The 15984-nt window shown below is 64.3% G+C and carries 11 protein-coding genes; 9 read left to right on the top strand and 2 right to left on the bottom strand.

Features of this window, described 5'->3' with window-relative positions; genetic code table 11:
• Positions 1-7 precede the first annotated feature (7 nt).
• The 8 genes from OZ911_RS10475 to OZ911_RS10440 all read left to right on the top strand — a co-directional run bounded on the left by OZ911_RS10475 (position 8) and on the right by OZ911_RS10440 (position 10695).
• The gene (locus tag OZ911_RS10475; RefSeq protein WP_016486036.1) at positions 8-1072 is read left to right on the top strand and encodes an ABC transporter substrate-binding protein; all 1065 of its coding nucleotides are present in this window, start codon (positions 8-10) and stop codon (positions 1070-1072) included.
• Positions 1069-2127, top strand: coding sequence for an ABC transporter substrate-binding protein (locus tag OZ911_RS10470; protein WP_016486035.1), 1059 nt, complete (start codon positions 1069-1071; stop codon positions 2125-2127). Before OZ911_RS10475 ends, OZ911_RS10470 begins: the two co-directional genes overlap by 4 nt.
• Before the next feature lie 205 nt (positions 2128-2332).
• Positions 2333-4576, top strand: coding sequence for a TonB-dependent receptor (locus OZ911_RS10465; protein ID WP_016486034.1), 2244 nt, complete (start codon positions 2333-2335; stop codon positions 4574-4576).
• 140 nt (positions 4577-4716) lie between these two features.
• A complete protein-coding gene (locus OZ911_RS10460) occupies positions 4717-7164 on the top strand; it encodes a TonB-dependent receptor plug domain-containing protein (protein WP_268968645.1) in 2448 nt (815 codons plus the stop codon).
• Between the two features lie 257 nt (positions 7165-7421).
• Positions 7422-8174 carry an ABC transporter permease gene (locus tag OZ911_RS10455; RefSeq protein ID WP_016486032.1) on the top strand — a complete coding sequence of 251 codons (753 nt, stop codon included), beginning with the start codon at positions 7422-7424 and terminating at the stop codon, positions 8172-8174.
• 10 nt (positions 8175-8184) lie between these two features.
• Positions 8185-8940 (top strand): ABC transporter permease, encoded by a 756-nt coding sequence (locus OZ911_RS10450; protein ID WP_016486031.1) that lies wholly within the window; start codon positions 8185-8187, stop codon positions 8938-8940.
• Positions 8941-8951: 11 nt separating this feature from the next.
• A complete protein-coding gene (locus OZ911_RS10445) occupies positions 8952-9737 on the top strand; it encodes an ABC transporter ATP-binding protein (protein ID WP_016486030.1) in 786 nt (261 codons plus the stop codon).
• A gap of 289 nt (positions 9738-10026) precedes the next feature.
• The gene (locus OZ911_RS10440) at positions 10027-10695 is read left to right on the top strand and encodes a class I SAM-dependent methyltransferase (protein ID WP_024717695.1); all 669 of its coding nucleotides are present in this window, start codon (positions 10027-10029) and stop codon (positions 10693-10695) included.
• Positions 10696-10754: 59 nt separating this feature from the next.
• Here OZ911_RS10440 and quiC read toward each other — a convergent pair whose 3' ends face one another.
• Positions 10755-12662, bottom strand: a complete 1908-nt coding sequence (gene quiC, locus OZ911_RS10435; RefSeq protein ID WP_060518764.1) for a 3-dehydroshikimate dehydratase QuiC — start codon at positions 12660-12662, stop codon at positions 10755-10757.
• 289 nt (positions 12663-12951) lie between these two features.
• On the opposite strand from quiC, the gene OZ911_RS10430 reads away from it, so the two are divergent.
• A complete protein-coding gene (locus tag OZ911_RS10430) occupies positions 12952-14325 on the top strand; it encodes an MFS transporter (protein ID WP_016486027.1) in 1374 nt (457 codons plus the stop codon).
• A 137-nt stretch (positions 14326-14462) separates the two neighbouring features.
• Here the strand turns inward: OZ911_RS10430 and OZ911_RS10425 are convergent, their stop codons facing one another.
• Entirely contained in the window at positions 14463-15875 is a 1413-nt protein-coding gene (locus tag OZ911_RS10425) for a DOPA decarboxylase (protein WP_070086460.1), read from the bottom strand.
• Between the last annotated feature and the right edge of the window lie 109 nt (positions 15876-15984).

Raw genomic sequence — 15984 nt, 5'->3', positions numbered from 1 at the left:
GCTGAACATGAGCCAACCCCTCGATACCTTGTGGTACACCCGCTGTCCGGTGCCCACCGGCCTGGGCATTGCCGTGCAGCAAGGCTGGCTGCAGGAAGACCTGGCCGGCCTCGGCACCCGGGTGCAGTCCCTGCGTGAAGCCGACCAGCAGGCGGTGCGCGAATCGCACTTTGACCACAGCCTGCTCAATTCGGTACGCCACGGCGGCAGCATCCCGGCTATCTGGGCCCGCGCCCAGGGCCGCGACACCCGGGTCATCGGCCTGTCGTGGGCCGATGAGGCGCAGTTGATCCTGACCCGCCCAGACAGCGGCATCCACACCGTAAAAGACCTCAAAGGCCGCCGCTTCGGCCTGCCCGACTGGGCCGCCGCACAGATCGACTTCACCCGTGCCCAGGCCCTGCGCGGGCTGGAAAACGCCCTCAAGCTCGCAGGCTTGCAAGTGGGCGACGTGGACTTGGTCAACTACCGCTACGACGGTACCTTCAGCGACCGCCCGGTGCGCAGCGTGGCCGGCACGCCGGTGTCCAGCACCCAGAGCGAAGGCCGCAACCTGGAGCTGACCGGCCTGCTGCGCGGCGAGGTCGACGCGATTTTCCTCAAGGGCGCCAGCGCCGTACAACTGGCCCACGCCTTCGCCCTGCACACGGTGATCGACACCGGCAGCCACCCCGACCCGCTGATCCGCAGCAACAACGGCACGCCACGCACCCTGGCGGTGGACAGCCACCTGCTGGCGCAGCACCCGCAGGTGGTGCGCACCCTGCTCGGTTCGGTGCTGCGCGCCGAACGCTGGGCCCACCAGCACCCCGACGAAACCCGCCGCTATCTGGCGCGGGAAACCAACAGCAGCGAGTACTGGGTGCAAGTGGCTTACGGCACCGACGCCCACCTGCGCCTGAGCACGCGCCTGGACGAACAGGCCATTGATGCCTTGCAGGACTTTGTCGAGTTCCTCAAGCGCTGGCGCTTCATCCCGGCGCGCTTCGAGGTGCGCGACTGGATCACTCGCCAACCACTGGACCAACTGCTGGCCCCCCTCCACATGGACAGGAAACCCGTTACCCCATGACCAAGCCCCTGGAAACGCTCTGGTACACCCACAGCCCCGTGCCCACCGGCCTCGGCATCGCCGTACAATCGGGGCGGCTGGCCGAGGCCTTCACGCCGTTTGGCACCAATATCCAGTCGCTGCGCGAGTCCAGCGAACGCGAGGTGCGTGAAGCCCACTACGACCATCATCTGCAGAACTCGGTGCGCCACGGCGGTAACATCCCGGCGATCTGGGCCTACGCCAGCGGCGTCGAGACCCGCGTGCTGGGGCTGTCGTGGAGTGATGAGGTGCAGTTGATCCTCACCACCGAAGAAAGCGGCGTACGCAGCATTCGCGACCTGAAGAACCGCCGTTTCGGCATACCCAAGTGGGCCAACGTACAGATCGACTTCACCCGCGCCCAGGCCCTGCGCGGGCTGGAAAACGCCCTGAAGCTCGAAGGCCTGGCGGTGGCCGATGTGGAACTGGTCGACTACCCCTACGGCGGCACCTACAGCGACGATGCCAAGCAGCACCTGTACGGTGCTGAAGTGAGCCTGGACACCAGCCGCTTCAGCCGCCGCAACAATGAGCTGATCGGCCTGCTGCGTGGCGACATCGACGCGATCTTCCTCAAAGGTGCGCATGCGGTGCACCTGGCCCACGAGTTCGGCCTGCGCGTGGTGGTCGACACCGGCAGCCATCCGGACCCGCTGATCCGCAGCAACAACGGCACCCCGCGCACACTGACCGTGGACAGGCACTTGCTGGAAAACCACTTCGATGCCAGCCGTACGCTGGTCGACACGGTGCTGCGCACCGAGCAATGGGCCTGGGCTAACCCGGAAGAGACCCGGCGCTTTCTGGCGCGCGAGCTGAACACCAGCGAGTACTGGGTGGCGGCGGCCTATGGCGATGATGCGCATCGGCGCCTGCGTACTACCCTGGACAGCCGCTCGATCGAGGCGCTGCAGGACTTTACCGAGTTCCTGTTCAGGTGGGGGTTCATACCGCGGCGTTTCGATGTGCGCGAGTGGATTGATTTTCGTGTGCTGGAGAGTGTGATCGGGTCGACTTCGCGGTTGGCGGTTTGAGATTGTTGGGGCCGCTTTGCGGCCCCAACAATCTCGGCCCCGCCACTGCTGCCCCAGCAGCACCCGGCCAGCACCCCACTGCTGCCCCATCTGCAACACCCGCTCAAAAACCTAATAAAAACCTTATATTTCAATAGCTTAACAACATGGCACAGTCCCTGCTCTAGCTCTCCCCAACAACGCTTTACATACGGGGAGATCCACCATGCACCAGCTCAATCCACTGGCCCGCCAGATCAGCCTGGCGCTGCTGCTGGCCGGCACCGGCAGCCAGGCCATCGCCGCCAACGAAGACACTAAAAACGAACCGGCCCTGGAAACCGTCACCGTCACCGCCCAGCACCGCGAACAGACCTTGCAGGAAGTACCGGTGGCCGTATCAGCCATCAAAGGCACCAGCATTACCGCCGATGGGGTGCGCTCGATGGGCGACATCACCACCTTCGTGCCCAACGCCTCGGCCAAGAACCCCGACGGCGACGGCCGCCCACGTTGGTATATCCGCGGCCTGGGCACCGGCGACACCGGCGCGGCAACGGTCTTCCCGGTGGGCATCTACGCCGATGACGTCTACCTCAACGCCCCCATCGCTGGCGGCGGGCCGCTGTTTGACCTGGAGCGCATCGAAATCCTGCGTGGGCCACAAGGCACCCTGTATGGCAAGAACACCACTGCCGGTGCAGTGAATGTGATTTCCAGGAAACCCACCTTCGACACCGACGGTTACGGCACCGTAGGCTTTGGCAGCAAGAACGAACGCATCGTTACCGGTGCCATCGGCGGCGCGTTGGTGGACGAAAAACTGGCCGGGCGAGTGGCGCTGTATTCCGAGGAGCGTGACGGCTTCCAGAACAACGACTTCGACGGCAACACCTATGGCGATGTGAACAAGAAAGCCATCCGCCTGCAGTTCCTGGCCCAGCTCAACCCCGACCTGGACGCCCTGCTCAAGGTGCACAGCCGCCAGTTCAAGGGCGACGGCAGCAATGGTTCGCTGCCCGTGGGCCGCTACTACAACGTCGGCTACGAACGCCCGCATGGCCGCGACATCTCGCTGAACGTCAACGAAGACTACCGCCTGGACCACGATGGCGCCTCGCTGACGTTCAACTACTACCTGGGCGACTACACGCTGACCTCGATCAGCGCCTACGACTACATCCGCAACCGCTCCACCAGCGACGCCGACTACACCCCCTACGAGGTCAACGGCGCGTCGATCACCGACAACAGCTATCGCCAATGGTCGCAGGAGCTGCGCCTGGCCTCGCCGGAAGACCGCCCGCTGCACTGGCTGCTGGGTGCGCACTACTTCCACGAAGACCTCGACAGCGCGGCACAGCGGGTGGTAACCCCCGGGCCGACGCCAAACGGTACCGGCTCGAACCAGGTGGGCACCACGGCGTTGCGCGATATGGGCTTCGATCACCGCACCGACAGCTACGCGCTGTTCGGCAACCTGACCTACGACTTCACCGATGACTTCAGCGTCACGGGCGGCCTGCGCTGGACCCAGGAGAAAAAGGACATCGACCTGGACCTGGTGCAGCTGACCCGCGCCACCGCCAACGGCCCGCTGATCCCGCTGGCGGGCGTGGGCACCAACGGCAATCGCCAGGAAGACAAGACCTGGGAAGCCTGGACCTACGACCTGACGCCCGAGTACCGCATCAATGACAACCTGCGGGTGTTCTTCCGCTACGCCCACGGCTTCCGCTCGGGCGGCTTCAACACCGGGCTGTCGACCAGCCTGGCGCAGCTGACCACGGTCGACCCGGAAGAGCTGGATGCCTACGAGCTGGGGCTGAAGTCGGAGTGGTTCGACCGCCGCCTGACCGTCAACGCCAACCTCTTCTACTACGACTACTCCGACATCCAGGTGAACCTGCTGACGGTGAACAACGGCGTGCTCACCACCGCGCTGACCAACGGCGCCAAGGGCAAGGTCAAGGGTGCGGAACTGGAGATCGAAGGCCAGCCGACCGAGCGCCTGCACCTGCGCGCGGCGGTGTCGTTCCTCGACACCGAATACACCGACTTCAAGAACACCAACCCGACCACTGGCGCGGTCACCGGCGACTACAGCGGCAACAGCTTCGTGCGTTCGCCGCGCAACGTGGTGTCGCTTGGCGCCGACTACACCATTCCATTGGAAGTGGGCGGCAAACTGGTGGCAGGGGGCGACGTGAGCTTCCGTGACAAGGAGTACTTCCTGGCCGACCGCCAGAGCAGCGCCGACGAAACCCTCAGCCAGCCGCACTACACGTTGGCCAACGCCCGCCTGAGCTGGTTCAGCCACGACGACAAGCTGAGCGTGACCGGTTTCGTCAACAACCTCACCGACCGCCGCTACCAGGTGCACGGCCGGCCCAACGGCACTGCCGGGCAGTACGTGATCACCTACGGCGACCCACGCACCGTCGGGCTCAGCGTTACCAGCCGGTTCTAGGTTGCCCTTTCCGGCCTTAGCGCCGGCAAGCCAGCGCCCACAGGTACAGCACAGGGCCTGAAATGTGTGGGGACCTGTGGGAGCTGGCTTGCCGGCGATAAGGCCAGCACTGCCAATACATCATTCAGCAGGAACACCCCATGCCCCACCACAACCCCTTGGCCAGCGCCATCGCCCTGACCATCGCCGGCCTCGCCGTGCCCGCATTCGCCGCCGAACCCGCCGACCGCCTCGACACCGTGGTCGTGGTCGGCACCCATCGCAGCGACGTCACCGCCCTGCAAAGCGCCGCCCCGGTCGATGTGCTGAGCGGTGAAAAACTCCAGGAAACCGGCGCCAGCGACCTGTCCGCAGCACTCACCGCGCTTTCGCCCTCGTTCAGCTTCCCGCAGTCGCCCCAGGGCGCCTTTGCCGGTTCCATCGCGCAGGGCGCCTCGCTGCGCGGCCTGGCTTCGGATCAGGTGCTGGTGCTGGTCAACGGCAAGCGCCGCCACACCAGTGCCAACGTCACCCGTCAGGGCCTGGTCAACGCCCGTGGCGCGGCAGCCGTGGACCTCAGCCTGATCCCGCTGTCGGCCATCGAACGGGTAGAAATCCTGCGCGATGGTGCGGCCGCCCAGTACGGCTCGGACGCTATTGCCGGGGTGATCAACATTGTCCTCAAGGAGCGCGACGAAGGCGGTAACGCCGGCTACCGCTTCGGCGGCTACAAAAAAGGCGACGGCCTGCAGCGCAAGCTCAGCGGCTGGAAGGGCTTTGCCTTGCCCAACGACGGCTTCCTGACCCTGGCCTTCGACGCCGGCAGCCAAGACCCTGCCAGCGACACCCGCGACGACAACCGCCTGTTCTACCCCGGTTCCACCCGCATCGATACCCCGCGCGAGCAGAACAATCGCTACCGCAACTGGCGCTGGGGTTCGGGCAATGTCTCGGACCAGTACAACTTCACTGCCAACGCCGAAATGGGTTTGAGCGAGGGGCTGAGCGCCTACGGTTTCGCCACCTATGCGCACAAGAATACCGATGCAGAGAACTTCTTCGACCCGCCCACCACACTGCGCAACAACTACGGCAGCGTAGCCCTGGCGCGCTACCCGGACGGCCGCCTGCCGGTCACCCGCTACGGCCTGGAAGACGTTGCCGTCACCGGGGGCTTGCGCTTCGAGGACCAGGCCCTGGGCAAATTCGACCTGGCGCTCAACTACGGCGACAACCGGGTCGACTCCACCGACCGCGACGCCATCAACCCCAGCTGGGGCAGCGCAAGCCCCTCGACCATCTACACCGGCCGCCGCGAAGCCGACCAGACCAACCTGACCCTGGACTGGACCCGTGACTTCGCCAACGACTGGCTGTTCAAGCCGTTGACCGTTTCCGCCGGGCTGGCCTGGCGCCAGGAACACTACGACCTCAGCGAAGGCGACGCCGCCGGTTGGTCCAACGGGCCGCTGTTCAATACGATCGACCCCATCACCGGCCGACGCATCCCTGGCTACTACTCGGGCATCACCCAGGTCGATGCCGTGTCACTGGACCGCCGCGTGATCGGTGCCTACTTCGATGTCGAAGCCCAGCTGACCGAAAAATTCCAGGCCGGCGTGGCCGTGCGCAGCGAGCATTATTCGGACTTTGGCGATACCACCAACGGCAAGCTGTCGCTGCGCTACGACTTCACCCCGCAGATCGCCGCACGCGCCAGCGCCAGCACTGGCTACCGTGCGCCTTCGCTGGTGCAGAGCGGGCTGTCATCGTTCAGTGTGCAGGTGGTGGAACAGCCACCGGGCAGTGGCAACTGGGTCGAGGTGCAGCAACGCACCCTGCGCGCCGACAGCCCAGAGGCAGCCTTGCTAGGAGGCAAGACGCTGAAACCGGAAGAGTCGACCAACTTCTCCGTGGGCCTGGTCTGGCGGCCATTGCCTAACGCCTCGGTCACACTCGACGCCTACCGTATTGACATCGACAACCGCATCACCCTGTCCGACCAGTTGCCTGCATCGGTGGTAGGCCCGATCTTCGCCGGTACGCCCTACGCCAACATCCAGAGCGCGGCGTTCTATACCAACATTGCCGACACCCGCACCGACGGTTTCGAGCTGGCAGGCCATTACCAGCTGGATGCGGGCCGCTGGGGGCGCGTGGATTTCAACGGCGGTTACGCGCGCAACAACACCCGCATTACCGGGCTGGACGATGTGGGCAGCATCCCCGGCAACCAGATCATTGGCCGCAACACCCAGGGGCTGATCGAGGATGGCACGCCCGAGGACAAGCTGACCCTCAGTGCCAACTGGCTGTATGACGGCTGGAGCGTCACCGTGGCCCAGCGCCGTTATGGTGAATGGAAGAACCGCAACGCTGCCAACCCCACGCTGGACCAGACCTTCAGCCCGCAGTGGGTGACCGACCTGGACGTGTCGTACCGCTTCGACCTGGGCCTGACCTTGTCGGCGGGCGCGATCAACCTGTTCGACAGCCACCCGGACAAGCTGGAAGGTGCGCAGCTGTATGGCGTGCCCAAGTATTCCATCACCAGCCCGGAAGGGGCGCAGGGAGCGTTCTACTACACCAGCGTGAGTTACGACTTCTAGCTGAAACCAGGTTGTCTTCTTCGCGGGCTCGCCCGCTCCCACAGGTACTGCACAGGTTCGCAGACGGGTGCCATCCTGTGGGAGCGGGCATGCCCGCGAAGAATCCAGCACCGATGCTGCTGACTGACTGCTGCTGTAGCAGCACCTCGCTGCTGCTCAAGCATCACCCTCGCCCTCCAGCCCCGCAATACGGGGCTCCCGCCCCCTGGCACAGCTCTTGCGATACACCTTTACCTTCTGCTTTCCCAAGGCCAGCCATGCGCGTGCTCCCTCATCTTTCCTGGTTCATCTCCCCCTTGGCCCTGCTTACCTGCTGGGCGGTGGTGGCCAATGCCGGGCTGTTTCCGGCCAACCTGCTGATCCCGCCGCTGGAGGTGTGGCACAGCCTCACCGACCTGCTGGCCACCGGCGAGTTGCAAGAGCACTTGGCTGGCAGCCTGTCGCGACTGGCCCTGGGCTTTACCGGCGGCGCACTGGCCGGCCTTGGTGTCGGCGCGGCGCTGGCCTTGTCGAAGACCGTGGAGGCCTACTGCGCACCGCTGTTCCACACCCTGCGCCAAGTGCCCAGCATTGCGCTGATCCCGATGTTCGTCCTGCTGTTTGGCGTGGATGAAACCTTCAAGGTGGTCATCGTCGCCAAGACTGCGTTTTTCCCGGTGGCACTGGCCACCTGCGAAGGTATCCGCGCCATCCCACGCAGCCATTTCGAAGTGGCGGCGGTGTACCGCCTGCGCTGGCCCACGCTGGTAGGCCGGATCGCCCTGCCCGCTGCGGTGCCGGCGATCGTCACCGGCATACGCGTGGCCCTGACCCGCGCCTGGGTGGTGCTGGTAGCGTGCGAGCTGCTGGCAGCCGACAGTGGCCTGGGGCAGATGATCGAGATGGGCCGGCAGATGCTGCGCATCGATGTAGTGATGGTTGGCGTGGTGCTGACGGGGCTGATCGGTTTCACCCTGGACTACACCCTGCGCCGCGTGGAACGACACTTGTCCGCCTGGCAAAGCCGTTGAGGAGGCTGTGATGAAACGAGCTGATTTGCGTGGCCTGGTACTGCCACTGTTGCTGCTCGGCGCCTGGGAGTACGCCTCGCGCCAAGGGGCGGCCGGGGCCTATGCGTTCGTGCCACTGGCGCAGGTGGGTACGGCACTGGCCGAACTGCTGGGCAGCGGCGAATTGCTGGTCAACCTGTGGGCCAGCCTGTTGCGCACCTGCAGCGGCCTGGCCATCGGCATGGTCGGCGGTGTCGGGCTGGGCGCGTTGATGGCCCTGTCCACACCCGCCAACCGCCTGATCGCGCCGCTGTTCCATGCCTTGCGCCAGGTGCCGATGCTGGGCTGGATCCCGCTGATCGCCTTGTGGCTGGGTAACGGCGAAGGCGCCAAGCTGCTCATCGTAAGCCTGGCAGCGTTGTACCCGATGGTGCTCAACACCTTCGAGAGCCTGCGCCAGGTTGCAGGCCAGCACCGCGAAGCGGCACGGGTGCTGATGCTCGGCCGCTGGCAGCAGCTTTGGCTGATCCTGTTGCCCGCCGCACTGCCAGGCATTGCCGCCGGGGTGCTGCAAGCCTTGGCCTTCGCCTGGGTTACCTCAGTGGGCAGCGAGCTGTTCCTGTCTGCCGGGGCCGGCCTGGGCAGCCTGATGATGAACGCCGAAGCTGCGGCGCGCATGGAGATCATTGTGGTCTGTGTGCTGTGCATCGGCCTGAGTGGCTACCTGATGTCCTGGCTGTGCACCCTGCTCACCCGCCGCCTGCTGCGCTGGCGCACCAACCATTGAAAGGCCCGACCATGAACGCCATCGCTCACGCTTTACCCACCACCGCCAGCACTGGCGCGCTGACCATTCGCGGCCTGAACAAGGCGTACCCGCTCAAAGGCAAGCATGTACCGGTGCTCGAAGGCATCGACCTGGACATCCGTCCTGGCGAATTCGTCAGCATTGTCGGCGCCAGCGGCTGTGGCAAATCAACCCTGCTGCGGCTGATCGTCGGCCTCGACCAGGACTACCAAGGGCAGATCCTGCTAGACCGGCAACCCGTGCGCGGGCCGGGCCTGGAGCGCGGTATCGTGTTCCAGGACCACCGCCTGTTCCCGTGGATGACCCTGCAGCAGAACATTGCCCTGGCCTTGAAAAACCATGCGCTCCCCGCAGAGGAGAAAAACCGCCTGGTAGCCGAGCACATCGAACTGGTGGGGCTGAGTGGTTACGAGCAGGCCTACCCGCACCAGCTGTCCGGTGGCATGGCCCAGCGCGCGGCAATTGCCCGGGCGTTGGTGAACAAGCCCAAGGTGCTGTTGCTGGACGAACCGCTCGGCGCACTGGATGCCTTGACCCGGGTACGGTTGCAGCAGGAGCTGCAGCGCATCTGGGTGCAGGAACGCTGCACGGTCATCATGGTGACCCATGACATCGAGGAAGCACTGTACCTGGGTGACCGGGTGCTCGTCATGGATGCGCACCCGGGGCGCATTCGCGAGGATTTGCGTATCGACCTGCCGCACCCGCGCCAGCGGGACAGCCAGGTGTTGCAGGGGTACAAGCAGCGGTTACTGGGCGAGCTGGTGGGGCATTGAGCGCGAACGGTACTGTGCCTGGACCTCAACAAGGAGCTTCGCACACGCACCGAAAACATCGACCAGCGTATCCTCAAGCAATAGCTGCGTCCTTGAAGTTCAGGCTATGATCGGGCCCTATGCCTCGGACGTCCTGCCCATGCGCGTAGACCTTCAAGCCTTGTACCCCAGGCTCATCCACCTGAGGCTGGACACCGTGTTCGTGGTCGACAGGGACAACCAGATCGTCTTCATCAGCGATGCCTGCCCATCAGTGGATACACGCAAATTCACCCACAGGGGCACCACCATGCATGACCCTGAAAGCACCCTGCTCGACAGTTGGCAACACAACGCCCGGGCCTGGATCGACGCCGTGCGCAGTGGCGCCATCGAGAGCCGTCGGCAAGTTACCGACCAGGCCATTTTGCTGACCATCCTTGGCCGCCAGCCCGGACGGGTGCTGGACCTGGGCTGTGGTGAGGGCTGGCTGCTGCGTGCACTGGACGACCGCGGTATCGAAAGCGTGGGCGTCGATGGCGACCGGGCACTGGTAGAGGCCGCGCGCGCTGCGGGCTCGGCCGAAGTGCACCTGGCCAGCTATGCGCAGCTTGCCGATACGCAGGTTTATGTGGGCAAGGGCTATGACCTGGTCTGTGCCAACTTTGCGCTGTTGCACCAGGACATCATCCCGCTGTTGGCGGCGATGAATGAGTTGCTTGTGCAAGGAGGGGCGCTGGTGATCCAGACCCTGCACCCCTGGAGCGTGGCGGGCGGTGACTATCAGGATGGCTGGCGAGAGGAGTCTTTTGCCGGCTTTGCCGGGGACTGGCAACCGATGCCGTGGTACTTCCGGACTTTGGCCAGCTGGCTGAATGCACTGGACATGGCCGGCTTGCGGCTGGTCAGTTTGCAGGAACCACAGCACCCGCAAAGTGCGGTGCCGCAGTCGCTGTTGATGGTGGCTGAGCGCCCCTGAGGCATACACGCTCGGTGTAGGAGCAGCCTTGCGCCACTCCTGCACCGACAGCGTCGGGGTCAGAGGACCGGCTTGCGCGCCGCGCCGCTGCGGGCCTTGGCCATGGCCGCCAGGCGCACCGGGACGTTGGCCGCACCGTAACCGGCATAGCCGCCCTTGCGTTGAATGATCTCGAAGAAGAAACGGTCCTCGAACGGCTCGGTGTACACGTGGAACAGCTCGCCGCCCTGAGCATCGCGGTCGTACAACACGTTGTAGTACGCCAGTTCGCTGAGGAACTCGTCATCAAAATCGAAGCGCGCCGCCAGGTCGTCGTAGTAGTTCAGCGGGATTTCCAGCAGCGGTACACCTGCCAGCTTGGCACGCGCCACTTCACGGAAGATATCTGCACAATCGAAGGCGATGTGATGAACCCCCGAGCCACGGTAGCTGGACAATGCATGAGCGATGGCGGTATTGCGGTTTTCCGAAATGTTCAGCGGTAGGCGCAAAGTGCCGCACTGGCTGCGCAGGGCGCGGCTCTTGACCAGGCCATACGGGTCGGGCAGCACCACTTCGTCGTCGGCGGCGAAACCGAACAGGCTCTTGTAGAACAGCACCCAGCTGTCCAGCGACTCGGCTGGCAGGGCCAGGGCCATATGGTCGATGCGGCGCAGGCCGCCAGTGGCCGCTGCATCCTTGTCCAGGCTGAAATCGGTGTCGTACAGGGTGTGGCCGGCGGTGCCCTGCTCTACCAGGTACAGCAGGCTGCCATCCGGCGCACGCACCGCCGGCACTTCGCACTCGTTGGGGCCGACCAGGCCGCGGAACGGCTGCCCGCGGAAGGCCGTGGCACGCTTCAGGGCGGCTTGCTGGTCGTTGACCCGCAGCGCGGTGGCGCACAGCGACGGGCCATGGGCCTCGAAGAAGTTGTGGCCGAAGGAGTACGGTTCGGCGTTCAGGACAATGTTGATATCGCCCTGGCGCAGCAGTTGCACTTCCTTGCTACGGTGCTTGCCGGCTTCGGCAAAACCCAGGCGCTTGAGCCAGCTGCCCAGGCGCGCCCCAACGGCTTCGTCGACTGCAAACTCAAGGAACTCCACGCCGTCATAGGTACTGGCCGCTGGTGGAGTGAACAGCACGCCAGGTTCGATCGGCGTGTTTTCCTGCTCCAGGCGCAAGCGGGTCTGTTCTTCGAGGTACAACAGCGACCGCAGACCATCGGCGGCATTCTGCCGGGTGGGCGCGGCGCGGAAGCCATCGTTGAAGATTTCCAGCGACAGCGGGCCGCGGTAGCCAGTGGCAAGAATCGGCGCCAGGAAACCGGCCATGTCCATTTCGCCCTGCCCCGGGAAGCAGCGGAAGTGACGGCTCCATTCCAGCACATCCATGGCCAGGATCGGCGCGTCGGCCATTTGCACGAAGAAGATCTTGTCGCCTGGGATGTCGCGGATCGCGCTCGGGTCGCCCTTGAGCGACAAGGTGTGGAAGCTGTCGAGGATCACCCCGAGGGCCGGGTGGTCCGCCTGGCGTACCAGGTTCCAGACTTGCTGGTAAGTGTTGACGTGGCGGCCCCAGGCCAGGGCTTCATAGCCAATGCGCAGGCCACGTTTGCCGGCATGCTCGGCTAAAAGGCGCAGGTCGTCGACCAGCAGCTGTTCGTCACCCAGGGCATCGGCCTGAACGTTGCTGCACACCAGCACCAGGTCGGTACCCAGCTCTTGCATCAGGTCGAACTTGCGCTCGGCGCGGTCGAGGTTTTTTTGCAGGCGGTCGCGACGGCAGCCTTCAAAGTCGCGGAACGGCTGGAACAGGGTGATGGCGATGCCCAGATCGGCGCACATCTGGCGCACCTGGCGCGGGCTGCCAGCGTAATAGAGCAAGTCGTTTTCGAAGATCTCGACGCCGTCAAAACCGGCGGCGGCGATGGCTTCGAGCTTTTCCGGCAGGGTGCCGCTCAAGGACACGGTAGCGATCGAACGCTGCATGGCGGGAGTTCCTTGTTGTTAGAAAATGACGGTGCCAGTCGGGTAAAAAAACCACTGTCACAGTTTATGGCACGATCAATTATTCGCAGGTAAAGTCGTCGCTTCAATCCCTTTGTACGGAATGGTTAGTTTTGCGTTCGATTATCGCACAAAACCCGTTTTAACGAATTGCTAGACCGCTGGCCCGTGGTCAACATGGACCACAGACGCAGGCATACCGACCACTGCCTCCTGCCCTGGCTAACCAACGGCGGAACCTGCGCAAACAACAATAACAACGGAGACAACGATGGCTCACTCCAGCTCGCAAGCCAAAAAAGCGACCGCCAGTGGATGGATAGGCTCGGCACTCGAGTACTACGACTTCTTCATCTACGCCCAGGCCGCTGCACTGATCTTCCCACAGATCTTCTTCCCCAATACCGACCCGAAAATGGCCATCATCGCCTCGCTGGCCACCTACGGTGTGGGCTATCTGGCGCGTCCGGTCGGTGCCTTCGTGCTGGGCCACTGGGGTGACACCCGCGGGCGCAAGAACGTACTGCTGCTGTGCATGTTCCTGATGGGCTTGTCGACCATGGCGGTAGGCCTGCTGCCCACCTACCACGACATCGGTTACCTCGCGCCAGCCTTGCTGGTGGTGCTGCGCCTGATCCAGGGCTTTGCCGTGGCCGGCGAAATCTCCGGGGCCAGTTCCATGATCATGGAGCATGCGCCGTTCGGTCGAAGAGGCTACTACGCCAGTTTCACCCTGCAAGGCGTACAGGCCGGCCAGGTGCTGGCGGCGGCAGTGTTCCTGCCACTGGCTTACTTCATGCCTAGCGAAGCCTTTACCGAATGGGGCTGGCGCATTCCGTTCCTGATGAGCGCCATCGTGCTGATCGCAGGCTTCATCATCCGCAAGGAAGTGCATGAAACCCCGGCATTCGTGAAGGAAGAGAAGCAGGAAAAGGTTGCCAAGTCGCCCATCAGCGAAGCCTTCCGTCACAGCTGGAAGCACATGGTGCTGGTGATGTTCATGGCCTTGATGAACGTGATTCCGGTGGTGGCCACCATCTTCGGCGCAGCCTACGCGGTGCAGCCGGCCTATGGCATCGGCTTCGACAAGAGCGTGTACCTGTGGATCCCGGTGGTCGGCAACATCGTCGCGGTACTGGTGATTCCGTTTATCGGCAACCTGTCGGACAAGATCGGCCGTCGCCCGACCATGATCGCCGGCTGCCTGGGCTCTGGCCTGCTGGCCTTCGTTTACCTGTATGCGATCAGCATCCAGAACGTGCCAATGGCATTCGCCGCCTCGATCGTGATGTGGGGCATGGTGTATCAGGGTTACAACGCGGTGTTCCCAAGCTTCTACCCAGAGCTGTTCCACACCCGCTACCGCGTTTCGGCCATGGCCATCGCGCAAAACATCGGCACCATGCTGACCGCCATGCTGCCCGCGCTGTTCGCCCTGGTTGCACCGCCTGGCTCGGACAACATCCCGCTGGTGGTCGGTAGCCTGGCGTTCTTCATCACCTGCGTGTGCGCCCTGGCCGCTTACATTGCCCCGGAAACCCACCGCCTGGCGATGGAAGACCTGGGTAACCCGAACGCCAAGCCGATGGAAAAGGCAGCGTATGAGGCGAGCCGCAAGGGTAGCTTTCAGGCGGTGAGCCACTGATAGACCGCCGGGGCGCTTCGCGCCCCATTCGCGGCACAAGGCCGCTCCCACATTGACCGCATCGCCTTCAAGCCATGCGCCATACCTGTGGGAGCGGCCTTGTGCCGCGGATGGGCCGCAACGCGGCCCCGGCAATCTCAGCCTTCAACCACTTCTTGCAGTCGCTTCCAAAGCGTCTCGACATGCTCCCGCTCAGTCGGCAGCGCCCCCACCGACACCCGCACCATCCATCGTCCGTCCAGCGTCGCCGGCGTCACATACGCATCCCCGGAGGCATTCAACCGCTCGGCCCACCCCTTGGTATGCGCATCCAGCGCCTCCCCTTCCAGCCCCGCCGGCCGATGGCGAATGCACAAGGTCTGCAATTGCACCGGTGCCAGCACTTCCCAGTGCGCCGCAGCCCCAACCTGCTCCGCCAGCCACCGGGCATTGTCCAGGTCACGCCGCAACCGCGCCTGCAACGCTTCAACACCCTCGCTGCGCAACATGAACCACAGCTTCAACGCGCGGAACCGGCGGCCCAGCGGGATGCCCCAGTCACGCAGGTTTTTCACCTCGCCATCCACCGCCGATTGCAGGTAGCTGGGGTTGGTGCTCATCACCCGGATCAGGTGCTGCGGATCACGCACGTAGTAGATCGAGCAGTCAAAGGCCACACCCAGCCACTTGTGCGCATTGACCACTACCGAATCGGCCAGCTCGATGCCGTCCCACATCCAGCGGCATTCGGGCAGGATCATCGCCGAACCGGCCATGGCCGAATCCACATGCAGCCACAGGCCATGGGCCTGGGCGATCTCGCCAATCGGGCGCAACGGGTCCAGCGCAGTGGTGGTGGTGGTACCGGTAGTAGCCACTACGGCGCATGGCTGGTTACCCGCTGCCAGGTCTTGCTCAATGGCTGCCTGCAGCGCCTGCGGGCGCAGGGCGTAGCGTTCGTCGGTGGGGATCAGGCGAATATTGTCGCGACCAAAACCCGCCAGCAACGCGGCCTTGTCCACCGAGCTGTGGGCGTGGGCGCTGACGTAGACGATCAGGGGTTTGGCCTGGGCTTGCAGGCCACCGCGCACCAGTGCGTAGTCGCTGGCGCGCTCGCGGGCGCTGATCAGCGCCACCAGGGTGCTGGTAGAGGCGGTGTCCTGGATCACCCCGCTCCATTGGCCCGACAGGCCGAGCAACTGGCGCAGCCAGTCGAGGGTGGTTTCCTCCAGTTCGCTGAGTGCGGGGCTGGACTGCCACGACAGGCCTAGCACACCCAGGCCGGTGCTGAGGAAGTCGCCGAGTACCGAGGACAGAGTACCGTTGGAGGGGAAGTAGCCGTAGAAGTCCGGATGCTGCCAATGGGACAGGCCGGGCATGACCAACCGGTTGACGTCGTCGAGGATGGCTTCGAAGGGTTCACCTTGCCGGGGAGCGGTGTCGGGCAAGGCGGCCTTGAGGTAGCCGGGCTCGACCTGGGCCATGACCGGGCGCTCGCCAACGGTCTGGCGGTAGTCGGCGATCAGGTCGATCAGTTGGTGGCCGTACTGGCGGAATTTTTCGGGGGTCACGTGGGCTCTCCTGTGGGTAATCCACTGCCTGTACTGGCCTCTTCGCGGGTAAACCCGCTCCCACAGGTACTGCACCAAGTTCGAGAACGGTGCAGTACTTGTGGAGCGG

It is taken from the genome of Pseudomonas fortuita (assembly GCF_026898135.2).
In the GTDB taxonomy this organism is placed as follows: domain Bacteria; phylum Pseudomonadota; class Gammaproteobacteria; order Pseudomonadales; family Pseudomonadaceae; genus Aquipseudomonas; species Aquipseudomonas fortuita.
This window is presented reverse-complemented; position numbering and strand designations above follow the sequence as displayed.

What these genes read in the sequence shown, in the direction of transcription:
- OZ911_RS10430 (WP_016486027.1), top strand. Translation starts at nt 12,952, where the DNA reads ATGGCTCACTCCAGCTCGCAAGCCAAAAAAGCGACCGCCAGTGGATGG.
- quiC (WP_060518764.1), bottom strand. Translation starts at nt 12,662, where the DNA reads ATGCAGCGTTCGATCGCTACCGTGTCCTTGAGCGGCACCCTGCCGGAA.
- OZ911_RS10475 (WP_016486036.1), top strand. Translation starts at nt 8, where the DNA reads ATGAGCCAACCCCTCGATACCTTGTGGTACACCCGCTGTCCGGTGCCC.
- OZ911_RS10455 (WP_016486032.1), top strand. Translation starts at nt 7,422, where the DNA reads ATGCGCGTGCTCCCTCATCTTTCCTGGTTCATCTCCCCCTTGGCCCTG.
- OZ911_RS10465 (WP_016486034.1), top strand. Translation starts at nt 2,333, where the DNA reads ATGCACCAGCTCAATCCACTGGCCCGCCAGATCAGCCTGGCGCTGCTG.
- OZ911_RS10440 (WP_024717695.1), top strand. Translation starts at nt 10,027, where the DNA reads ATGCATGACCCTGAAAGCACCCTGCTCGACAGTTGGCAACACAACGCC.
- OZ911_RS10460 (WP_268968645.1), top strand. Translation starts at nt 4,717, where the DNA reads ATGCCCCACCACAACCCCTTGGCCAGCGCCATCGCCCTGACCATCGCC.
- OZ911_RS10450 (WP_016486031.1), top strand. Translation starts at nt 8,185, where the DNA reads ATGAAACGAGCTGATTTGCGTGGCCTGGTACTGCCACTGTTGCTGCTC.
- OZ911_RS10445 (WP_016486030.1), top strand. Translation starts at nt 8,952, where the DNA reads ATGAACGCCATCGCTCACGCTTTACCCACCACCGCCAGCACTGGCGCG.
- OZ911_RS10470 (WP_016486035.1), top strand. Translation starts at nt 1,069, where the DNA reads ATGACCAAGCCCCTGGAAACGCTCTGGTACACCCACAGCCCCGTGCCC.